Here is a 19,841-nt window from a genome sequence, read left to right as displayed (position 1 = left end):
CGCCTCCGTAGCGTGGTGCCCAGATCCACCTGACCCGCCCACCGACCCGAGCATATACAGACGCCCGGGAGCGGAAGCGGGCTGCCCCCCCCGCCGCCCAGAAGGAGCCCAGAATGTCCAACGACCCGTCAAGCAGTGTTGAGATCGACGCGCATCTCGAATCTCGGAAGAAGCGTCGGAAGATCGGCGCGATCATCGCGGCGGGCGCAGTGGCCGTGCTCGCCGCGGGAATCATCACGGCCGTCGCGTTGCAGAACTCGGCTGCGAATGCCGAGGGAGGGGGCAGCGAGTTGATCGCCTTGAAGATCGCTGACACCGCTCAGAGTGACTTCCAGGACGCCATCGTCGAAGTCGGCCGGGAGAACGGACTGGCCATCGAGTTCATCAACTTCGACGACCCCTACCTTCCCAACACCGCCCTTGTGGAGGGGGAGGTCGACGCGAACTCGTTCCAGCACGTGGCCTGGCTCAGCCAGTTCAACGGTGCGAACGACGAGGACATCACCCCGCTGTTCTCGACGGTGATCTCGACGTGGGGGCTGTTCTCGCAGGACTACGCTGCGGCGGAGGAGCTGCCAGAAGGTGCTCGTGTTGCGGTTCCGGATGATCCGGCGAATTTCTCACGTTCCCTCTTCATCCTGGAGACAGCAGGCGTCCTGGAAGTCTCCGACGACGCAGGTGTCTTTCCCACGGAAGAAGACATCAGCGCGAACCCGCGGAACATCGAACTGGTCCGCATCGCACACGAGTCCGTTCAGACCGCGTACTCGGACCCGACCATCAGCGCGGTGGTTCTCGGCGCTGATGACCTCGACCCCGCACTCGGGGTGACCAGCGAGGACGCGCTCGTACTGGAAGACGCCACCGCGAAGACTTCCAGTCCGTACGCGATCGTCGTCGCAACCCGTGCGGACAACATCGAGAACCCGGCTTGGGCGCTCCTCGAGAAGACTTACCGTGACGAGCGCGTCGTCGCCGCGCTTGAAGAGGAGAAGCGCGGGGAGGCCACCATCGTTGAGCTGCCCGTCGATGACCTCCGCAGGGCTCTCGCCGACCTGACCGAACAGTGACCTCGCCGGTGTGGGGCGAACCGTATTCGCCCCGCACCGAGCCGTCCACTCATCGAACGCCCCGTGAGATACAGGACCATGACCCAACGCATCCGCCTCAGCGGAGTGTCCAAGGAATTCACTGTCAACGGCACGAAATCCATGGCCCTCGATGACATCAACCTCACCGTGAACGCTGGTGAGATCTACGGACTGATCGGACGTTCTGGAGCGGGCAAGTCCACGCTGCTGCGCACCATCAACGGGCTTGAGCGGCCGTCCTCTGGGAAGGTGTTCGTCGACGGCGTCGATATCGGCGCGCTGGACGCGAACGAACTTCGCGAACTGCGGAGAAGGATCGGGATGGTGTTCCAGCAGTTCGGTCTCTGGAACTCTCGAACCGTCTATGGGAACATCGCAACGCCGTTGAAGCTCGCCGGCTGGAAGTCGCAGGCGATTCGGAACCGCGTCGCCGAGCTCCTCGACTTCGTCGGTCTCGGTGGCAAGGCATTCGCCCGGCCACGGCAGCTCTCGGGCGGGCAGAAGCAGCGCGTCGGCATCGCGCGCGCCATCGCGAACAACCCGTCGATTCTTCTTGCGGACGAGGCAACGAGCGCCCTCGACCCGCAGACGACGACCGAGATCGTCGACCTGTTGCGCTCGGTCAATGACCAGCTTGGCATCACTATCGTCGTCGTCACCCACGAGATGGACGTCATCGGTCGTCTCGCGGATCGCGTCTCGATCCTGAGCGACGGCCGGGTCGTCGAAACCGGTGACATCCACCAGATCCTCGCACAACCGAACCACCCGGTGAGCGGGGCTCTCGTCGGACCGTACACGCGCACCGCCCTCACCGAGGGTGAGAAGTCGAGCCTGCGGAACCAATTCCGTGGGCGAAGGATCTCCGTAGCGGTCGGCCAACACCTGGACGATGACCCGGTGATCAGCCGCCTCGCACGCCAGCACCACATCGACTTCACCATCATCCAGGGTGCTGTCGCGCGAGTGAAAGACCAACCGTACGGTCAGCTCAATCTCGCCCTCCTCGGTGACGCAGCTGACCTCGATCGATTCGTGACTGAGCTCGCTGACCGGGTGGTGGTCACGGAATGGTGAACGAGCTGGAGCTCGACGTCGTGATCCCGAAGGTCGCCAAAGCGCTCGCTGAGACGCTGTTCATGGTGAGCCTGTCCTTCTTCCTCGCCGCCATCGTCGGACTCACCCTGGGCATCTTCCTCTTCGCGACCAGGCCGGGGCAGCTGCTCCACAACCGCGTTGCACACACCGCCCTGAACATGATGGTGAACACCTTGCGGCCGATTCCGTTCATCATTCTGCTGATCGCACTGACACCAGTGACACGGGCACTCATCGGAACGAGCATCGGCCCGTCGGCTGCGATTCTGCCGTTGACCATCGCCGCCTCCGTCGGCATCGCCCGGGTCGCCGAGACCAACCTGGTCGCGGTCGACCCGGCAGTGGTCGAAGCCGCCACCGCGGCCGGCGCGCGTCCGCTGCACATCCTCTTCGGCTTCGTCATGCGAGAGGCCCTCGGGCCGCTCCTGCTGTCGTTGACATTCATCTTCGTCGCCTTGATCGACGCGACAGCGGTCGCTGGCGCTGTCGGCGGCGGCGGTCTCGGCAACCTCGCGCTCACGTACGGGTATCAGCGCTTCGACTATCCGGTCATGATCCTGATCATCGTGGTGCTCATCGGCCTCGTCCAGCTCGTGCAGTTCGCTGGGAACCGCCTCGCCCACCGTTTCATCGACTGACGATGACCGGACCCTCCGCACCAACCGTCGTCGTCATCGGCGCAGGGGTTCTCGGTGTCTGTGTTGCTGCTGAGGCCGCCGCGGCCGGGTTCGAGGTGACCCTCATCGAACGCGAGGCCGAACCGTGCCGCGGTGCGAGCGCCGCAAGCTTCGCCTGGGTGAATGCCCATGACAAGCACCCGCACGCCTACGCCGCGCTCAACGAGCTCGGTCGTACGGCGCACGCGGGAAACCGATGGTTCCATCCCGTCAGCGCCCAATTCGACGCCCAGAGCTACCCCGATGACGGCTACGTCGACACTGAAGCGTTCGCAAACGCACAGCTCGGGTCGCTGCATTCGGCCGGAGGCACGGCACGTTTCGGAGTCACAGTCAGCTGCCTCAAAACCACGACGGATCGCGCCTGCTCGGTCCAGGTCGGCCTCGACACGGGCGAGGACCTTCGAGTCGATCGGGTGATCATCGCCGCGGGTGTCGACTCACCGGTCCTGCTTGCAGGCATCACCGAAGGTCCTGGAGTCCTCGGCGACGCGACTGGGCCGGCAGGGTTCGTCCTGCGAGCGTCGACCAAAGCGAAGCTCGGGACGATCCACGCATCGGACCTGCTGAACATCCGCCCAGACGGTGGGAACCGAATCGCCCTCCAATCCCTCGCACTCGAGCGCAGTCTCGCAGCGAAACGTCTTCCGCTCACGCGGGAGCATGTCTGGCCAGAACTCCGGGCACGGGCAGTGGAGCACAACCTCGAGCTGAACGACGCGGGATTCCTCGAGATCAGGGCAGCGAACCGGCCACAAGCGCTCGACGGGCTTCCCGTGACCGGGTGGGTCGCGCCATCCGTATACATTCTCTTGTCGCACAGCGGTGTCACGCTCGCCCCGGTTCTAGCTGAGCTCGTCGTCGACGAACTTCGAGGCATCCGCAGCCATGAGCTCGACCCCTTCCGGCCGGACCGGCCCTACTCCCACCTCAAACCGCCAAGGAGAACTGATGGTTGACGCGAACGCCGGAGCGAGCAGGCTCCTCTCCTCACTGCCGGGCCGAAGCGGCTTCGGTGACGCAAGCCTCATCCGCCACCGTGCCGGAAGCCTTGATCTCGGCGGCGGGAACCCCGACCCCGCGGTGCTCCCGGTCGCCCTCTACCGCGATGCCGTCGAAGACCTCACGGGCGCTGCCGACTTTGCGGCATCCTTACGCTACGTTCCTGCGCCCGGCATCCCAGCGTTGCGTTCCTGGCTCGGCGAACGCGAAGGCGTGGATCCCACTCGCGTGATCATCACCTCCGGTGGCGCGCACGGCCTCGCCCTCGCCGTCCTCGGCACCCTCGACGACGGAGACACGATCATCGTCGATGACCCGGTCTATCCGCTGTTCCTCAGGCTGCTCGACCTGCTCGAGGTCCGCGTCGTCCCGGTGCGAGTCGACGGCGCCGGCATCGACGTAGACGAACTCGCAACCCTGCTCCGATCCGGCCTTCGCCCGAATGCGCTCTTCACCGTACCGACCTTCCAGAACCCATCAGGTGCAACGCTCAGCCCCGGCAGGGAGGCCCAGCTGGCCGAGCTTGCCGAACGATACGGCTTCACGATCATCTTCGACGACCCGTACCGCGACCTTCCATTCGAGCCGCGAACAAGCGCAAATCGGTCACGGCTGCTGGACGCCGAGCGCGTGGTCGCCGTGAACTCGTTTTCGAAGACACTTGGACCAGCCTTGCGTCTCGGATGGAACGTCGTCCCCGCCCACCTCGCGGAGCAATTCATCAAACTCCGCAACCGGCTCGACGGCCAGACGAGCGGGGTGCTCCAGGAGATCGCCCTACGCATCGTGCGGCGGCCGGAGTACGTTGACTCGCTCGCCAACGCCGGCGCGCACTATGCCAAGAAGGCGGCAGTCTTAGGTTCAGCCTTGCTGACGCGGTTCGGCAACGAGGTTCGGCTCACCGAGCCCCAAGGCGGCTTCTTCCTCTGGGCTCAGTTCATGGATCGGGGCACGGATTTCGACCGCCTCCACGACCTCGCCCAAGAGGAAGGGGTGTTCTATCAGCGAGGAGAGTGGTTCGCCGCCGGAACCGAACAGCGCTTCCGCGGCTACCTGCGACTCTCGTTCAGCGAGCTGACGAGCACTCAACTCGAGGAAGCGGCGGACCGCCTGCACCGAGCTTGGGAGATGCGAACGCCCGCTCCGGGCTCTCGACTTCGAAGCATTCGGGATGCGACGACGCCCCTCAGCGGACTCCGGGGGCGGGCGTCGTCGTGACCGATGTGCCATCGGGTCACCGCACCCCGGCGCCGATCTTGTCGGAGCTGATCGCAATGCCGGGCACCGTGTTGCCGGGCGAGAACGCGGCCTGCTCGGTCTCAGCGAAGAAGTTCCGCGGGTTGCGGTTCAGCGTGAGCGTGCCGACGGGGTTGAGCGGGTAGTCGCTGTGCGGCCACACCCCTCGAATGACCCGCGCCTACAGGGCCGGTCATTCGCGTTCGTGCTCGTGAACTACAAGCAGTCCGGCCATTCGCCTCGGTCCATCAGGAGTAGACCTGCTCCACCTGCCATCCGCTTGCGCCCTGGCGGAGGTCGAACACGAGTGTCTCCCCGGTCGCCGTCGAGCGCGCCGTCAGTCGCCAACCGGGGGTGCGCGGCTCGGTCGGCGGATGGGTGATCCCGGGTGGCCAGTCGATGTCCTGGGGCAGCGGCGTCGGCTGGTCGATCGTCGTGTACCGGGCGCCCCGGTAGACGAGCCGCACCGGGCGATCGGCGGCGTCGAGCCATACGGCCACAGGTGTGGGTTGCGCGAGGAGCATCAGGAGCCTCCGAATTCGAACAGGTGTTCGAATGATACGCGCGAGTTTCGCGACACGCCAACGCCCGAAGGTGCTCCACCTGCGTTCGGCGACGCACCGGCTTCCACCGGCTGATCTTCGACCGGGAGTCTCCCCAGATCGCCGGTCGCGCCATGGGCAGCGCTTAGGCTGGAGCACGTGGACATCCGAGACATCCCGCTGACGACGATCGACGGCGACCCTGCAACGCTCGCGGAATACGCTGATGACGTCGTCATGGTCGTGAACGTCGCCTCGCGGTGCGGCCTGACGCCGCAGTACAAGAAGCTCGAGGCGCTGCAGCGCGAGTATGGCGACCGCGGGTTCACCGTGCTCGGGTTCCCGTGCAACCAGTTCGCCGGGCAGGAGCCCGGCGGTGCCGACGACATCAAGGAGTTCTGCTCCACGACCTATGGCATCTCGTTCCCGCTGATGGCGAAGGCCAAGGTCAACGGGCGCAATCGGCACCCGTTGTACGCCGAGCTGACGAAGGTGCCCGATGCCTCGGGCAAGGCCGGCCGCGTGAAGTGGAACTTCGAGAAGTTCGTCATCCAGCCCGATGGCGAAGTGCAGCGATTCCGTCCGGCGACGCAGCCCGACGCTCCCGAGGTCATCGCCGCCATCGAGCGCGGGCTCGGCGAGCGGCGCGCCGCCTGACTCGTTCCCGTGCTGTCCGGGCGCGGCGCGGTTCCTTGACCCCGCCGTGAGACGCGGCCCACAATTGGGGGGTCGATCCGATACCAGGGGAGCAGGGGTAGCGAATGTCCGATGCCTACACACGTCCGATCGAAACCGAACTGATGGAGGACCCCGGTCTCGGCAACGCGACTGAGCCCGAGGCGGCACCGTCGGCTCGGCCCGCCCCAGAAGCCCAGCCGCATGCGTGGAGCCGGGACCTGCGGTTCATGCTCGTCGTGCTCACGGCGATCGTCGTGCTCTTCCTCGCCTTCGCGCTGCTCATCGCGTTCAGCCCGACCGGTGAGGCGATCAGTGCCCTGGCGATCATCGCCGCCCCGATCGCGACGATGGTCGCGGCGTACTACGGCATCTCCCTCGCACTTCGTCAGGTGCGCGACGCGCGTGATGCGGCCGACGCCGCCGAGGCGAGGGCCAGGGCGGCTGAGGCGAGCGCGCGCGAGTCCGACTCGTGGGCGGCGCAGATGGAGTCCGGCCTGCGTGTCGCCGTCGCGAAACTCCGGTCCGCCGGGCAGAACACCCGCGATGTCGAGCGGGCGGCCGGTACTCCCGACGAGTTCTTCTGAGCAGGCCACGCTGACGAGCGAGCCGGCCGGGCACCGTCGTCTCAGAGGTCGGCGAGCACCGAAACCGGCCGCTCGATGCAGCGCGCCACGAACGTGAGGAACGCGGCCGCCTCGGCGCCGTCGCACACGCGATGGTCGAACGAGATCGTCAACTCGGTGACCGTTCGCACCGCGAGCTGCCCGTCGACCACCCAGGGGCGCTCGACGAGTCGCCCGATGCCGAGCATCGCCGCCTCGGGGTGGTTGATGATCGCGGCCGATCCGTCGACGCCGAGGGTGCCGTAGTTGTTGAGCGTGAACGTGCCGCCGGTGAGCGCCGAGGGCGGGAAGGCGCCGTCAGCGGCCTGCTCCGAGCGAGCGCCGATCGCATCGCGCAGCTCGCGCAGGGACATCCGTTCTGCGCCGTGCACGACGGGCACGAGCAGGCCACGCGGCGTCTGCGCGGCCAGGCCGAGGTTCACGGCTGAGTGCAGTACGAGCTCTTCGCGCTCGGCGTCGTAACTCGAGTTGAGCGACGGGTGCCTGCGGAGTCCGGCGACGACGAATCGCGCGACGAGGGCCGTGACGCCGTAGCGTTCGCCCGTGGCTTCGTTCAGCTGGCGGCGGGCCGCGAGGAGTTCGGTGGCGTCGACGTCCATCCACACGGTCGCCTCGGGGATCTCTCGCCGCGAGCGCGAGAAGTGCGCGGCGGCTGCGCGCGAGGTTCGATCGAGCGGTACGCGGCGATCACCCGCGGCGGGCGACGGCGGGATTGGCGCGGGCGTCGCGGCCGGTTCCGTCGCCGCAGCGACGGGCACGGCGGATGTCGCGCCCGGCGCCGCGGTCGCGGCCAACTCGTCGCTGATGAACGATTCGACGTCGCGCCGCATGACCAGGTGGTCGGGCCCCGACCCGTCGAGTTGGCTCGCGTCGAATCCGTGCTCGCGGGCGATTCGTCGCACGATCGGCGAGACGACGGGGGAGCGGCGGCCGGCGTCCAGCCGCGAGCCGCCCGACGCGGTACGAGGCGCATTCGAGCCGCCGCCGGCAGCCGGCTTTCGTCCGAAGCGCGCGGGGGCCGACGCGTGGCGCTTGGCGACGGTGGTCTGCCTGGTGCCGTAGCCGATGAGCACGGCTCCCGACTCCTCGGTGGCGGTCTCGGTCGGCACGGCGATGCCGGGCTCGGCGGCGACCGGCGCGGCCGCGGCATCCGTCGTCGCCTCGACCGTGGGAGCGGCCTCCGCCTCGGCCGTGGGCGCTGCGCCGACGGCGGCGAGCGTCATGAGCACGCTGCCCGCGTGGATGACCTCGCCGACCTCGCCGCCGAGCGACTCGACGACACCGGCGAACGGCGTCGGCAGCTGCACGACCGACTTCGCCGACTCGAGCTCGACGACCGGCTGGTCGATCGCGACCTCGTCGCCGGGCGCGACCAGCCACGCCACGATCTCGGCCTCGGTGAGTCCCTCGCCGAGATCGGGCAGGATGAACTCGCGGCTCATGCGTCCCACTCCCAGGTGTCGAGGGCGGCGAGCACGCGGTCGGCGGTCGGCAGGTGGTACTCCTCGAGCTTCGGCGAGGGGAACGGGATGTCGAAGCCCGCGATGCGCAGCACGGGCGCCGCGAGGTGGTGGAAGTTGCGCTCGGTGACCCGGGCTGCGACCTCGGCGCCATAGCCGCCGAACTGCGCCGCCTCGTGGATCACTGCCGCGCGTGAGGTCTTCCGAACGGATGCCCCGACCGTCTCGTCGTCGAACGGCGAGAGGCTGCGCAGGTCGACGACCTCGATCGAAAGCCCCTCGTCGACCGCGGCATCGGCCGCCTCGAGCGCCGTGCGCACCGTGGGGCCGTAGGCGATGAGCGTGACGTCGGTGCCCTCGCGCACGACTTCGGCGCGATCCATCGGCGCCGTCGTCACCGGCAGCGCGAGCGGAGCCTTCGACCAGTAGCGGCTCTTGGGTTCCATGAACACGACGGGGTCGTCGCTGTCGATCGCTTCGCGCAGCATCGAGTACGCGTCGGCCGGGTTCGACGGCATCACCACCGTGAGTCCGGGCGTCGAGGTCCAGTACGCCTCCGACGAGTCGGAATGGTGCTCGACTCCGCCGATCGCACCGGCGCACGGAATGCGCACGACCATCGGCAGGGTGACCCGCCCTCTCGTGCGATTGCGCATCTTCGCGACGTGCGACACCATCTGCTCGAATGCCGGGTAGCTGAACGCGTCGAACTGCATTTCGACGACCGGCCGCATGCCGTACATCGCCATGCCGATCGCAGTACCGACGATGCCCGACTCGGCGAGCGGCGAATCCCAGATGCGGTCGTCGCCGAACTGCGCCTGCAGTCCGTCGGTCACGCGGAAGACGCCGCCGAGCGGACCCACGTCCTCGCCGTAGACGATCACACGGTCGTCGGCCGCCATCGCATCGCGGAGCGCGGCGTTGAGCGCGCCGGCCATCGTCAGCTGGGTCGGGGCGGGTGCCTCGGCCGCGGCCGGAGGGGCAGTGGTCGTGTCGGCGTTCATCGGTCTCCCGCCTCGTGCTGGGCGAACGCGCCGGCGGCGAGCTCGGCCTCGAGAGCCGACCGCTGCTCGAGCAGGGCGGTGCGCGGGCGCGAGTAGACGTGATCGAACAGTTCGAGCGGGTCGGGCTCGGCCTCGACCGACATGACCTCGCGGGTCTTCGCCGCGAGCGCTTCAGCGGCATCCGTGATCTCGGAACGCACCGTCTCGCTGAGCGCCCCCTCGGAGACGAGGTACTTCTCGAGCCGCTCGATGGGGTCGCGGCGCTTCCAGTGCTCGACCTCGCGAGCCTGGCGGTAGCGGGTGGGGTCGTCGGAGTTGGTGTGCGATTCGATGCGGTAGGTGACGCCCTCGATGAGGGTCGGCCCGCCGCCGGCTCGGGCGCGTTCGACGGCGGCGTGCGTCACCGCGTACATCGCGGCGACGTCGTTGCCGTCGACGTGGTAACCGGGCATGCCGTAGCCGACGGCCTTGTCGGCGAGGGTGGCCGCGTGCGTCTGGCGCGAGAGCGGCACGCTGATGGCGTACTGGTTGTTCTGCACGACGAACACGGTCGGCGTCTGCCAGACGGCGGCGAAGTTGAAGGCCTCGTGGGCGTCGCCCTCGCTCGTGGCACCGTCGCCGAGGAACGTCATCGCGACGATCGGGTCGTGCCGCAGGCGCGCCGCGTGCGAGAGGCCCACGGCATGCAGCGCCTGCGTGGCGAGGGGCGTTGCCTGTGCGGCCGTGCGATACGCGTGCTGGTCGTAGCCGTTGTGCCAGTCGCCGCGGAACGACTGCAGGATCTCGCCGGGTTCGAGGCCGCGGGTGATGAGCGCGACGCAGTCGCGGTACGTGGGGAAGAACCAGTCGTCGGAGCCGATCGCGGAGATCGCGCCGATCTCGCAACCCTCCTGGCCGTACGCCGAGGGGTAGGTCGCGAGGCGACCCTGCTTGGTGAGCGCGGTGACCTGCACGTCGAATCGACGGGCGATGACCATCTTGCGGTACAGGTCGAGCAGGGTCTCACGGTCGGGAAGCGTGAACCCGCCGGTGGCGGCACCGGTCAGCGCGTGACCGGCATTGTCGAGCAGCCGCAGCGGCTTCGCGGACGGGAGGGTGCGAATCGGGGCATGCTCGACATTGAGGCTCATGCAGCCATCGTGCGCCATCTTGACGCGCTCCGGACGGTCGCGCGAGCAACCGTGAACGATCGGCCTCAGCGGCGTGAACAGGGTGCCATTCGTCCGCCGAAATGCGATCAGGTGCGCCAGATGTCCAGCGTCTGAGCGGGCGGATGCCCCTCCAATTCCTCGAGGATCAAGTGCGACCTCGTCGACACGACGCCGGGCATGTCGTGGATGTCGCGAAGGATCGCCTGGCTGAGCTGCTCGTGATCGGGCGCGCTCACCGTGAGGATGATGTCGATGTCGCCCGACACCGCCTGCACCTTCTCGACGAACGGGAGCGTCGCGAGCTTCTCGGCGATCGACTCCCACGAGACCTCGCCGATGCGCACGACCACGAGTGCGGAGATGTGCAGGCCGATCGCCTTGCGATCGATCTGGGCGCCGAACCCCGTGATGACGCCGCGCTGCTGCAGTTGCTGCAGCCGATTGTGCGCGGCCGTGCGTGAGATGTGCACCCGCTCGGCGAGGGTGCGGACCGACAGCCGGCCGTCGCGGCTCAGCTCGGCGACGATGCGTCGATCGATGTTGTCGAGCGCCTCGCTGCGGTGCGGAATCTGCTGGGTCATCGTCGTCCTCGTGGCTCAAGCCCAGCGTACCGGCTGCGGCGCTCGACGCGTCGGAGTGATGCGTGCAGCGGCGCGTGCCGGACGACGCGGGGGAGCCGTGGCCAGACGATCGCGATCGCGCGAAGCCATGCGTCGGCCGTGCGACTGGCGCGCGGCGTCCACGTGAAGCCGTAGGCGTCGCGGATCGCGGGCGGCAGGAGCGCGGCCGTGATCAGGCGGATGGGGGGAAGCACGGCACGCGATCCGAACGGCAGGGCGGATGTCCCGCAGAGGAGCGATCGCGCGACGGCTCGCGCGTCGTTCCCGACCTGCAGGGCGGCGACGCGCTCCTCCCACCAGGCGTCGAACTCGGCGCGCGAATCGGTCCAGCCCTCCCTCGACGCCTGCAACCTCGATCCGAACAACCGATAGTTGCGGACGATCGCGTCGGCCGTCTCGGTCTCGAGCGGCCCTTGGAGGCGCTCGTGGAGGGTGAGCGCGGAGGCGAGCAGCGTCGAGGCGACCCAGCGCTGCGCATCGGCGTCGAAAGCGCTGTATGCCGGCTCGCCGTCGTCGGCCGGGCCACGGACCGGCGCATGCCGGGCGTTCACCGCGCGTACCGCGGCCGTCACCATTTCGTCGTCGCCGAAGCTGACGGCGTACACGTAGTCGAGGGTTCCCTGAAGTCGATCGAGCGGCCGGTCGCGGAAGTCGCTGTGCATCGCGACGCCGCGGGCGACCCGGGGATCGGCGAGCTGGAGCAGGATCGCCGCCCCGCCGCCGAGGAGCAGCACCCCCTCCGCGGCATGGCGCCGGTACAGGTCTCGTTCGTGGTCGTGCATGAGTACCAGTTGTACGCCACGGAGAGCGCCCGCGCATGACAGCGGATGACTCGTGGGCTTTTGCGTGCCGGCCGGCACACCCGCTCAGCCGCGTGCCGGGGACGGAGCGTACACTCTGCTGGTGCGATCGACCCGTGCGGCTCTGCCGATCATGATCGCGACGCTCGTCGTCGCGTTGAGCGGCTGCGCGTCGGCGGCCCCGTTCGCACCGTCGTCACCGGCTCCCTCGCCTTCGGCGACGGCGGCGGCCACTCCGACGCCCACCCCGACGCCCACGCCGACGCCCACGCCGCTCGACCCGATCGCGGCCTGGGTCGACGATCGCATGGCTTCGATGTCGGTCGATCAGAAAGCGGCCGCGCTGCTCATGCTGCACGCTCCGGGCGTCGACCCGGCACCGTTGCGGTCGTACATCGAGGAGGGCGTCTCGGGCCTCATCCTCATGGGCGACAACATCGCGGGCGACGCGGCATCCCTCGCCTCGCTGACCGCGGCGACGGTCGCCGACCCCGAGCTCCCGCCGCTGCTCGGCGTCGACCAGGAAGGCGGCGAGGTGGCGAGACTCGGCTGGGACACCGCCGCGAGCGCCGACACGCTGCGGGACGCTCCGCCCGAGGCCGCGCGAGAAGCGTTCGCCGCGCGTGCGGCGAGCGTCGCTGCGGGTGGAGCGAACGTGAACTTCGGCGTCATCGCCGATGTCACGGCCGACGCGAGCTCGTTCATCCACGGCCGGGTGCTCGGCACCGATCCCGCCGGGTCGGCCGATCGCGTCGCCGCCGCGGTCGCCGGCGAACGGGGGGTCGTCGCGAGCACGCTGAAGCACTTCCCCGGACACGGCGCCGCACCCGGCGACTCGCACTCCAGCATTCCGGCCGCGCCGCTCTCGCTCGACGAGTGGCGCGCCGGCCCTGCCCTGCCGTTCGCCGCCGGCATCGACGCGGGCGCCGAGCTCGTGATGACGGGGCACCTCGCCTATCCGTCGGTCGACGCTGCGCCGGCGTCGCTCTCGGCCGAGTGGCACCGCATCCTGCGTGAGGAACTCGGATTCGACGGGGTCGTCGTCACCGACGACATGCTCATGCTGCAGCACAACGGGCTGGCCGAGTTCGCCGACCCGGGTGAGAATGCGGTCCGGGCGGTCGCGGCGGGCGGCGACCTGCTGCTGTACGTGCTTCCGGCCGATCCGTCTGAGTTCGGGATCTCGGTCGACGGGCTCGTCTCATCGATCATCGCGGCCATCGACGACGGCCGCATCACGACGGATCGGCTCGACGACGCCGTCGAGCGAATCCTGACGCTGCGTCGTACCCTCGCCGTCGCCTGATCCGCGACCGGATCGCGAGTTCACCGGAAGGAACTGCGCGCCGGCGGGAATAATCACCGAATCTCCATGCGTTTGCATATGCGTGGCCGATCGGCTGCCCCGAAAGCGACTCATGGAGACAGACACCGCATGACGAACACCACCGCGACCACGATCGAGATCCCCGGCTACCGCGCCGGCACCTGGAACATCGACGCCGCTCACAGCGAGGTCGGCTTCAGCATCCGCCACCTGATGATCAGCAAGGTGAAGGGCAAGTTCGAGCGCTTCGACGCCACCTTCGTGACCGCCGAGAACCCGCTCGACTCGACCGTGACCGCATCCGCCGAGGTCGCCTCGATCACCACCAACGAGCCGAACCGCGACGCGCACCTGCGCACGGGCGACTTCTTCGACGCCGAGACCCACCCGACGATCGACTTCGTCTCGACGGGCGTGCGCGTCGAGGGCGGCGACTTCAAGGTCGACGGCAACCTCTCGATCCGCGGCATCACGAACCGCGTCACGTTCGACTTCGACTTCGGCGGCTTCGGCGGCGACCCCTACGGCAACTACAAGGGCGGCGCGACGGCGAAGACCGTCATCAACCGCGAGGACTTCGGCCTGACCTACAACGCCGCACTCGAGACGGGCGGCGTGCTGCTCGGCGAGCAGGTCACGATCACCCTCGAGCTGCAGGCTGCGCTGCAGCAGTAGCCGGTTACCAGCGGGTGGTCCTGGTCCCCAGGGCCGCCCGCTGGACACAGGCCGACGCTGTTCGGCATCCACGATCCTCAGTTCCCCCACGCTTCAAGGAGCACACACTCTTGCCCACGCTCATGGTCATCGTCGCCAGCACCCGCCAGGCCCGCATCGGACGCACCGTCGCCGACTGGGTCGTCGCCACCGCGCACCAGCGCGGAGATGTCGAGATCGATGTCGCCGACCTGCAGGAGCTCGACCTGCCGTTCTTCGACGAGGCGCACCCGCCGATGATGGGCAAGTACGAACTGCCGCACACGCTCGCGTGGGCCGAGCGGGTGGCCGCGGCCGACGCGTTCCTGATCGTCAGCCCCGAGTACAACGGCTCCTTCCCCGGCTCGCTGAAGAACGCGCTCGACTTCCTCAAGGCCGAGTGGAAGGGCAAGCTCGCCGGCATCGTCGGCTACGGTGCCTACCCCGAGAGCCGCATGATCGGCCAGCTCGGCTTCGTGCTCGGCAACCTCGGCCTCGAGCGCACGTCGATCGACCTGCAGGTCGAGACCCCTTGGTCGCTGCTCGCCGAAGACGGCGCGCTCGTCGCCACGCCCGAGCTCGCTGCCGAGCTGCAGACGATGCTCGACGAGCTCTCGCTCCGCGAGGACGAGCGCGTCGCCGCCTGACCCGAGCAGGTTCGATGGGCGGTCCGGCCGGGCCGCCCATCGCTGCTGCCGCCGAGCTCAGCCTTCGAGCACGGATGTCGCTTCGAGACGGATGCCCCGGAATCGCGCCCACCGCCGGAGGGCCCCCGCGTAGCGTGCGGCATCGATCGGCGACTCGAACGGATCGAGTACGACGGATGCCCCGCCGCGAGCCTGCTTCGCCTTCCACACGCCCTCGACACGGCCGTTCGTGACGAGGATCGGCTGGAAGACACCGTTCGAACCGGGGACGACTCGATCGGCGTACCGGGCGTCGCATACGGCCGAGCGGTCGGCGTACCCGAGGAAGTACTCGTCGAACGGCGCCAGTGCGAGGCCGCCCGATCGTCCCGGTGCCGACGCATCGGCCCCTGCGATGACGAGCCGCTCGTCGTCGAGCATCTCGACGGCATCCCCGGCGGCGGCGTGCGCAGTGCGCGCATCACCCAGCGTCAGCCCCGACCACCAGGCGAAGTCGCGCACGGTCGCGGGCCCGTGCCCGTCGAGATAGGCCGTCAGCAGCGCGGCGAGCGTCTCGTCACGCTGCTGGTCGCCCGGTTTCGCCGCGGGAAACCATTCATCGAGCAGCACGAAGCGCTGCCCGCGGCCCTCGACGGGCCCCGCGCACACGACGGCCTGGAGTGCGAGTGTCCAGATGAGGTGGTACCCGCGTTGTGCGGCGGTGGCGATACCCGCTCGCTGCCACTGCGCGAACAGCTCGTCGCGCGAGAGCGATCGACCGCCGGTGAGCTCGCGTTCGGCGATGAAGCGGGCCTGACGAACCACCTCGTCGTCGATCTCGAGGTCGCGGTGCCGCTTCGCAGCCCGGGCGAGCTCGCGAGCCCCCGTGACGGCGAGGATCGGGCGAAGCGATGTCGCCGGTACGAGATGCAGGGTGCCCCGCAGCGGCCAGCTGCGCACGATCTCGCGTGACGCGATGGCCGAATCGACGTCGCCCTCGGTCGCCCCCGGCACGCGCGCTCCGACGACCCACTTCGACGCCACGAAGTCTTGCGCCTGCACGGCGCCCAGCCGCCGCACTGCCTCGCCGATCGAGGCGAATCCACCCCCGCCTCGGAGCCCGTGCGACGTGAGGCGCGCCGCGCGCACCTGGGCATCGGTGGCGAGGTTCGGCATGCGACGAGTCTGCCCGAACCCTGCGACATCCGCTTCCAGTGACGACGGCAGCCTCGGCACCGGGCCATGCGGTTCAGGCCGGCGGGATAGACTGACCGGCTGTGCCACTCGGCACGCAGACCCCATCCTGAACCTCCCGGAGGATCCCCGTGCTCGCCGTCCATGATCTCGAGATCCGCGTCGGCGCCCGCGTCCTCATGGAGCACGTGAACTTCCGCGTCTCCGACGGCGACAAGATCGGCCTCGTCGGCCGGAACGGCGCCGGCAAGACCACGCTCACGAAGACGCTCGCGGGTGAGACCCTGCCGACCGACGGGCGCATCGACCGCTCCGGCGAGATCGGCTACCTGCCGCAGGACCCGCGCTCCGGCGACCCCGAGATGCTGGCCCGCACGCGCATCCTCGACGCGCGCGGCCTCGGCAGCCTCGTGCTCGGCATGCACGAGCAGTCGCACCTCATGGCGAGCGACGACCCCGCCGTCGCCGAGAAGGCGATGCGCAAGTACGGCAACCTCACCGATCGCTTCACGGCGCTCGGCGGCTATGCGGCCGAGGCCGAGGCGGCGTCGATCGCATCGAACCTGAACCTGCCCGACCGCATCCTCGACCAGCCGCTGAAGACGCTCTCGGGCGGACAGCGCCGCCGAATCGAGCTCGCGCGGATCCTGTTCTCCGACGCCGGCACGATGATCCTCGACGAGCCGACCAACCACCTCGACGCCGACTCGGTGGTGTGGCTGCGCGAGTTCCTGAAGGCCTACAAGGGCGGCGTCATCGTCATCAGCCACGACGTCGAACTCGTCGGCGAAGTCGTCAACCGGGTGTTCTACCTCGACGCGAACCGCTCGATGATCGACATCTACAACATGGGCTGGAAGCACTACCAGCGCCAGCGCGCCGCCGACGAGGAGCGCCGCAAGAAGGAGCGCGCCAACGCCGAGAAGAAGGCGGGGGCGCTGCAGTTGCAGGCCGCGCGGTTCGGGGCGAAGGCGTCGAAGGCCGCCGCGGCGCACCAGATGGTCGCCCGGGCCGAGAAGCTGCTCGCGGGCCTCGAAGAGGTGCGTACGGCCGATCGCGTCGCGAAGCTGCGGTTCCCGACTCCCGCGCCCTGCGGCCGCACGCCGCTCACCGCGAGCGACCTGTCCAAGAGCTACGGCTCGCTCGAGATCTTCGCGGCCGTCGACCTCGCCATCGACCGCGGGTCGAAGGTCGTCATCATCGGGCTCAACGGAGCCGGCAAGACGACGCTGCTGCGCATCCTGGCGGGCGTCGACGCACCCGACACCGGTGTCGTCGAGCCCGGGCACGGCCTGCGGGTCGGCTACTACGCCCAGGAGCACGAGACCATCGACGTCAAGCGCAGCGTGCTCGAGAACATGGTGAGCTCGTCGCCAAACCTCACCGAGACCGAGGCGCGCAAGGTGCTCGGCTCGTTCCTGTTCACCGGCGACGACGTGCACAAGCCCGCGGGCGTGCTCTCCGGCGGCGAGAAGACCCGGCTCGCGCTCGCGATGATCGTCGTCTCCGGCGCGAACGTCCTGCTGCTCGACGAGCCGACGAACAACCTCGACCCCGCGAGCCGCGCCGAGATCCTCGACGCGCTCGCGCACTACGAGGGCTCGGTCGTGCTCGTCTCGCACGACCCGGGCGCGGTCGAGGCGCTGAACCCCGAGCGCGTGCTGATCATGCCCGACGGCACCGAAGACCACTGGAGCCGTGACTACCAGGAGCTCATCGAGCTGGCGTAGACCGCGGGTCAGCGCCGGTCGAGGATGCCGTCTTCGACGTCGGCGTCCTCGTCGCGCTTCTCGCGCTTCGGTCGCCTCGGTTCGCGCGTCGCCGCTTTCGTCGATTCGCCGGCGGCGGATGCCTCGGCGAGGCCCTTGCGCTCCTGGTTGGCCGCCCACGCCAGGCCGATGAAGCCGAGCAGCGCGAACACGTACCACTGCAGTGCATAGGAGAGGTGGGGGCCCTCGTCGCGGATCGGCCGGGCGGCGGCGAGCGGTGGCTCGTCGACGTCGGCGCCGGACTGCACGAGCACGCCGTACGCGCCGGTGTAGGCCGGTTCGCCGACGCGCTCGGCGAGTTCGCCGAGGTCGATCGTCGCGAGTTCGTCGCCCGTCGACGTGCGCCCGGCGATGCCGCCTTCACCGGCCTTGAGGCGCGCGGTGACGTCGACCTCGCCGCTCGGCGCCGGGGCGGCCTCGCTCGGTCGCCCCTCGGAGTTCTGGGGGATCCAACCCCGATCGACCATGAAGACCGTGCCGTCGTCGAGGCGGAACGGCGTGATCACCTCGAAGCCCGAACTGCCCTCGAACGGGCGGTTGCGCACCACGACCTCTTCATCGGTGAGGAACTCGCCCGAGAGGGCGACGACCTGCCACCGCTGGTCGACGTCGAACGCGGCCGGGTCGGGCAGCGCCTCGGCGACGGGCACCGGGTCGGCGTCGTAGTTCGCGTCGATGCGGGCGACCTCGGCGAGCGCCTCGGCACGCCGGTTCAACTGCCAGGTGCCGAGGGCGCAGCACACGATCGCGAAGATCACGGTGAGGGCGAGGTAGCCCGCCCACTGCCGTGAGAGCACGAACCGCCACTCGCTCACGAACGGCCCCCTGCCGAGGCATCCGGGATCGCCGCATCGGCGTCGAACCGCGAGACGGTCAGCGGGAACGATCGCGCCTCGAGGAAGCCGCGCAGGTACTCCACGTGCTCGTCGCACGCGAGCCACGTCTTGCTGCGGCCGTCGGTGTGGATGCGCGGATTGCGCCAGTCGATGCGCCACGTGGCGTGCTCACGGCACTCCGCACGCGAGCACGTGCCCTGCGCCGGGGGCGCGCCGAGACCCCCGATCATGCGGCACCCTGCTCGTCGGGGCGGACGTCGGTCTGGTCATCGGCCACCGGGCGCGGCTCGCCCGTCTGCTCGGAGGTCGGGGGAGTGCGGGGCACGATCATGCCCGGGCGGAGCACGACCTGGCGCCGCGTCGGGCTCGCCACATTCGCGAGCACCACGGCGACGTAGGGCAGGAAGATCGCGCCGGCTGCGCACACGGCGAGCCACCAACCGTCGACGAACAGCATCGCGAAGATGCACAGCACCCGGATCGACATGGTGATCGAGTACTTGATCATTCGCGATCGGCGCTCCTCCTCAGGCGAGGGGGGCAGCGTGGTGATCGACTGATGCTTCATCGTGGTCGCCGTGGCCCGACGGCGTTCCTCCACCCACAAGCCTACGTCCGTTCGAGCGGTGCGGATGTCCCGAACGGCGAGCCTCTATGCTGAGACGGGCCATTCGGCCGCACCCACAGAACGGAGTCCGACATGACGACGAGCCGCACCGTACTCGTGACCGGCGGCAACCGCGGAATCGGGTACGCGATCGCGACCGAGTTCCTCGCGCAGGGCCACCGAGTGGCCGTCACTGCGCGCTCGGGCGAGGGGCCCGCGGGCTCGCTCACCGTGCGGGCCGACGTCACCGACGCGGAGTCGATCGACCGGGCATTCACCGAGATCGAGGCCGAGCTCGGCCCCGTCGAGGTCGTCGTCGCCAACGCCGGCATCACGCGCGACACCCTGCTGCTGCGCATGAGCGAAGACGAGTTCACGAGCGTGATCGACACCAATCTCACGGGCGCCTTCCGCGTGATCAAGCGCGCCTCGAAGGGCATGCTCAAGGCGAAGTTCGGTCGCATCGTGCTCATCTCGAGCGTCGTCGGGCTCTTCGGCTCGGCGGGACAGGTCAACTACTCGTCGTCGAAGGCCGGCCTCGTCGGCATGGCGCGCTCGCTCACCCGCGAACTCGGTGCGCGCAACATCACCGCCAACGTCGTCGCACCGGGCTTCATCGAGACCGACATGACCGACGAACTCTCCGAGGCGCAGCAGGCCGAGTACAAGAAGAGCATCCCGCTCGGCCGGTACGCCTCGCCCACCGAGGTCGCGCGCGTCGTCACGTGGCTCGCGGGCGACGACGCGAGCTACATCTCGGGCGCCGTCATCCCGGTCGACGGCGGCCTCGGCATGGGGCACTAG

The 19,841-nt window shown here is 69.0% G+C and carries 22 protein-coding genes and 1 pseudogene; 12 read left to right on the top strand and 11 right to left on the bottom strand.

What is annotated here, in order from left to right:
- The first annotated feature begins 113 nt into the window (after positions 1–113).
- The 5 genes from LQ757_RS07950 (at position 114) to LQ757_RS07930 (ending at position 5,086) form a co-directional block, all read left to right on the top strand.
- A complete protein-coding gene (locus LQ757_RS07950; RefSeq protein WP_231046686.1) occupies positions 114–1,070 on the top strand; it encodes a MetQ/NlpA family ABC transporter substrate-binding protein in 957 nt (318 codons plus the stop codon).
- A 78-nt stretch (positions 1,071–1,148) separates the two neighbouring features.
- Entirely contained in the window at positions 1,149–2,168 is a 1,020-nt protein-coding gene (locus LQ757_RS07945) for a methionine ABC transporter ATP-binding protein (protein WP_231046685.1), read from the top strand.
- Positions 2,162–2,827, top strand: a complete 666-nt coding sequence (locus LQ757_RS07940) for a methionine ABC transporter permease (protein WP_231046684.1) — start codon at positions 2,162–2,164, stop codon at positions 2,825–2,827. The genes LQ757_RS07945 and LQ757_RS07940 overlap by 7 nt, the downstream gene beginning before the upstream one ends.
- A 2-nt stretch (positions 2,828–2,829) precedes the next feature.
- Entirely contained in the window at positions 2,830–3,825 is a 996-nt protein-coding gene (locus tag LQ757_RS07935; RefSeq protein ID WP_231046683.1) for an NAD(P)/FAD-dependent oxidoreductase, read from the top strand.
- Positions 3,818–5,086, top strand: coding sequence for an aminotransferase-like domain-containing protein (locus tag LQ757_RS07930; RefSeq protein ID WP_231046682.1), 1,269 nt, complete (start codon positions 3,818–3,820; stop codon positions 5,084–5,086). Before LQ757_RS07935 ends, LQ757_RS07930 begins: the two co-directional genes overlap by 8 nt.
- A 34-nt stretch (positions 5,087–5,120) precedes the next feature.
- Here the strand turns inward: LQ757_RS07930 and LQ757_RS07925 are convergent.
- Both LQ757_RS07925 and LQ757_RS07920 read right to left on the bottom strand, forming a co-directional pair.
- Positions 5,121–5,267, bottom strand: a pseudogene (locus LQ757_RS07925) (catalase); the annotation flags it as partial.
- Positions 5,268–5,352: 85 nt separating this feature from the next.
- Positions 5,353–5,628, bottom strand: coding sequence for a hypothetical protein (locus LQ757_RS07920; protein WP_231046681.1), 276 nt, complete (start codon positions 5,626–5,628; stop codon positions 5,353–5,355).
- Between the two features lie 177 nt (positions 5,629–5,805).
- On the opposite strand from LQ757_RS07920, the gene LQ757_RS07915 reads away from it, so the two are divergent.
- Positions 5,806–6,303 (top strand): glutathione peroxidase, encoded by a 498-nt coding sequence (locus LQ757_RS07915; RefSeq protein WP_308195587.1) that lies wholly within the window; start codon positions 5,806–5,808, stop codon positions 6,301–6,303.
- Positions 6,304–6,407: 104 nt separating this feature from the next.
- On the top strand, positions 6,408–6,908 hold the full coding sequence (locus LQ757_RS07910; RefSeq protein ID WP_231046680.1) for a hypothetical protein: 501 nt from the start codon (positions 6,408–6,410) through the stop codon (positions 6,906–6,908).
- A 41-nt stretch (positions 6,909–6,949) separates the two neighbouring features.
- Here the strand turns inward: LQ757_RS07910 and LQ757_RS07905 are convergent, their stop codons facing one another.
- The 5 genes from LQ757_RS07905 to LQ757_RS07885 form a co-directional block, all read right to left on the bottom strand.
- A complete protein-coding gene (locus LQ757_RS07905) occupies positions 6,950–8,389 on the bottom strand; it encodes a dihydrolipoamide acetyltransferase family protein (RefSeq protein WP_231046679.1) in 1,440 nt (479 codons plus the stop codon).
- A complete protein-coding gene (locus LQ757_RS07900) occupies positions 8,386–9,414 on the bottom strand; it encodes an alpha-ketoacid dehydrogenase subunit beta (RefSeq protein WP_231046678.1) in 1,029 nt (342 codons plus the stop codon). Before LQ757_RS07900 ends, LQ757_RS07905 begins: the two co-directional genes overlap by 4 nt.
- The gene (gene pdhA, locus LQ757_RS07895) at positions 9,411–10,544 is read right to left on the bottom strand and encodes a pyruvate dehydrogenase (acetyl-transferring) E1 component subunit alpha (RefSeq protein ID WP_231046677.1); all 1,134 of its coding nucleotides are present in this window, start codon (positions 10,542–10,544) and stop codon (positions 9,411–9,413) included. The genes LQ757_RS07900 and pdhA overlap by 4 nt, the downstream gene beginning before the upstream one ends.
- 107 nt (positions 10,545–10,651) lie before the next feature.
- Positions 10,652–11,146 carry an Lrp/AsnC family transcriptional regulator gene (locus tag LQ757_RS07890; protein ID WP_231046676.1) on the bottom strand — a complete coding sequence of 165 codons (495 nt, stop codon included), beginning with the start codon at positions 11,144–11,146 and terminating at the stop codon, positions 10,652–10,654.
- A complete protein-coding gene (locus LQ757_RS07885; protein ID WP_231046675.1) occupies positions 11,143–11,967 on the bottom strand; it encodes an oxygenase MpaB family protein in 825 nt (274 codons plus the stop codon). Before LQ757_RS07885 ends, LQ757_RS07890 begins: the two co-directional genes overlap by 4 nt.
- Positions 11,968–12,088: 121 nt before the next feature.
- On the opposite strand from LQ757_RS07885, the gene LQ757_RS07880 reads away from it, so the two are divergent.
- The 3 genes from LQ757_RS07880 to LQ757_RS07870 all read left to right on the top strand — a co-directional run bounded on the left by LQ757_RS07880 (position 12,089) and on the right by LQ757_RS07870 (position 14,652).
- On the top strand, positions 12,089–13,291 hold the full coding sequence (locus tag LQ757_RS07880; protein ID WP_231046674.1) for a glycoside hydrolase family 3 N-terminal domain-containing protein: 1,203 nt from the start codon (positions 12,089–12,091) through the stop codon (positions 13,289–13,291).
- Positions 13,292–13,420: 129 nt separating this feature from the next.
- Positions 13,421–13,987, top strand: a complete 567-nt coding sequence (locus tag LQ757_RS07875) for a YceI family protein (protein ID WP_231046673.1) — start codon at positions 13,421–13,423, stop codon at positions 13,985–13,987.
- Positions 13,988–14,097: 110 nt separating this feature from the next.
- Positions 14,098–14,652 carry an NADPH-dependent FMN reductase gene (locus LQ757_RS07870; protein ID WP_231046672.1) on the top strand — a complete coding sequence of 185 codons (555 nt, stop codon included), beginning with the start codon at positions 14,098–14,100 and terminating at the stop codon, positions 14,650–14,652.
- Positions 14,653–14,709: 57 nt separating this feature from the next.
- Here the strand turns inward: LQ757_RS07870 and LQ757_RS07865 are convergent, their stop codons facing one another.
- Positions 14,710–15,807 carry a winged helix DNA-binding domain-containing protein gene (locus tag LQ757_RS07865; RefSeq protein ID WP_231046671.1) on the bottom strand — a complete coding sequence of 366 codons (1,098 nt, stop codon included), beginning with the start codon at positions 15,805–15,807 and terminating at the stop codon, positions 14,710–14,712.
- Positions 15,808–15,956: 149 nt separating this feature from the next.
- Here LQ757_RS07865 and abc-f point away from each other — a divergent pair, with 149 nt between their 5' ends.
- On the top strand, positions 15,957–17,555 hold the full coding sequence (abc-f, locus tag LQ757_RS07860) for a ribosomal protection-like ABC-F family protein (RefSeq protein WP_231046670.1): 1,599 nt from the start codon (positions 15,957–15,959) through the stop codon (positions 17,553–17,555).
- A gap of 8 nt (positions 17,556–17,563) precedes the next feature.
- Here abc-f and LQ757_RS07855 read toward each other — a convergent pair whose 3' ends face one another.
- From LQ757_RS07855 to LQ757_RS07845, 3 genes are read right to left on the bottom strand one after another with little or no spacing between them, the layout of a single operon-like run.
- Entirely contained in the window at positions 17,564–18,409 is an 846-nt protein-coding gene (locus tag LQ757_RS07855; protein ID WP_231046669.1) for an SURF1 family cytochrome oxidase biogenesis protein, read from the bottom strand.
- A complete protein-coding gene (locus tag LQ757_RS07850) occupies positions 18,406–18,660 on the bottom strand; it encodes a hypothetical protein (protein WP_231046668.1) in 255 nt (84 codons plus the stop codon). The genes LQ757_RS07855 and LQ757_RS07850 overlap by 4 nt, the downstream gene beginning before the upstream one ends.
- Complete coding sequence (locus LQ757_RS07845; protein ID WP_231046667.1) at positions 18,657–18,998, bottom strand: DUF3099 domain-containing protein; 342 nt, start codon at positions 18,996–18,998, stop codon at positions 18,657–18,659. Before LQ757_RS07845 ends, LQ757_RS07850 begins: the two co-directional genes overlap by 4 nt.
- 132 nt (positions 18,999–19,130) lie before the next feature.
- On the opposite strand from LQ757_RS07845, the gene LQ757_RS07840 reads away from it, so the two are divergent.
- Entirely contained in the window at positions 19,131–19,841 is a 711-nt protein-coding gene (locus tag LQ757_RS07840) for a beta-ketoacyl-ACP reductase (protein ID WP_231046666.1), read from the top strand.

The sequence above is a fragment of the Agromyces cavernae genome (assembly GCF_021044935.1).
GTDB lineage: Bacteria > Actinomycetota > Actinomycetes > Actinomycetales > Microbacteriaceae > Agromyces > Agromyces cavernae.
The sequence above is the reverse complement of the archived record's forward strand: the minus strand, read 5'-3'. Positions and strand labels throughout refer to the sequence as shown.

Bases quoted from the DNA above. Each gene is read 5' to 3' on its own strand.
- LQ757_RS07950 (WP_231046686.1), top strand. From the start codon at position 114: ATGTCCAACGACCCGTCAAGCAGTGTTGAGATCGACGCGCATCTCGAA.
- LQ757_RS07945 (WP_231046685.1), top strand. From the start codon at position 1,149: ATGACCCAACGCATCCGCCTCAGCGGAGTGTCCAAGGAATTCACTGTC.
- LQ757_RS07940 (WP_231046684.1), top strand. From the start codon at position 2,162: ATGGTGAACGAGCTGGAGCTCGACGTCGTGATCCCGAAGGTCGCCAAA.
- LQ757_RS07935 (WP_231046683.1), top strand. From the start codon at position 2,830: ATGACCGGACCCTCCGCACCAACCGTCGTCGTCATCGGCGCAGGGGTT.
- LQ757_RS07930 (WP_231046682.1), top strand. From the start codon at position 3,818: ATGGTTGACGCGAACGCCGGAGCGAGCAGGCTCCTCTCCTCACTGCCG.
- LQ757_RS07920 (WP_231046681.1), bottom strand. From the start codon at position 5,628: ATGCTCCTCGCGCAACCCACACCTGTGGCCGTATGGCTCGACGCCGCC.
- LQ757_RS07910 (WP_231046680.1), top strand. From the start codon at position 6,408: ATGTCCGATGCCTACACACGTCCGATCGAAACCGAACTGATGGAGGAC.
- LQ757_RS07905 (WP_231046679.1), bottom strand. From the start codon at position 8,389: ATGAGCCGCGAGTTCATCCTGCCCGATCTCGGCGAGGGACTCACCGAG.
- LQ757_RS07900 (WP_231046678.1), bottom strand. From the start codon at position 9,414: ATGAACGCCGACACGACCACTGCCCCTCCGGCCGCGGCCGAGGCACCC.
- pdhA (WP_231046677.1), bottom strand. From the start codon at position 10,544: ATGAGCCTCAATGTCGAGCATGCCCCGATTCGCACCCTCCCGTCCGCG.
- LQ757_RS07890 (WP_231046676.1), bottom strand. From the start codon at position 11,146: ATGACCCAGCAGATTCCGCACCGCAGCGAGGCGCTCGACAACATCGAT.
- LQ757_RS07885 (WP_231046675.1), bottom strand. From the start codon at position 11,967: ATGCACGACCACGAACGAGACCTGTACCGGCGCCATGCCGCGGAGGGG.
- LQ757_RS07875 (WP_231046673.1), top strand. From the start codon at position 13,421: ATGACGAACACCACCGCGACCACGATCGAGATCCCCGGCTACCGCGCC.
- LQ757_RS07865 (WP_231046671.1), bottom strand. From the start codon at position 15,807: ATGCCGAACCTCGCCACCGATGCCCAGGTGCGCGCGGCGCGCCTCACG.
- LQ757_RS07850 (WP_231046668.1), bottom strand. From the start codon at position 18,660: ATGATCGGGGGTCTCGGCGCGCCCCCGGCGCAGGGCACGTGCTCGCGT.
- LQ757_RS07845 (WP_231046667.1), bottom strand. From the start codon at position 18,998: ATGAAGCATCAGTCGATCACCACGCTGCCCCCCTCGCCTGAGGAGGAG.
- LQ757_RS07840 (WP_231046666.1), top strand. From the start codon at position 19,131: ATGACGACGAGCCGCACCGTACTCGTGACCGGCGGCAACCGCGGAATC.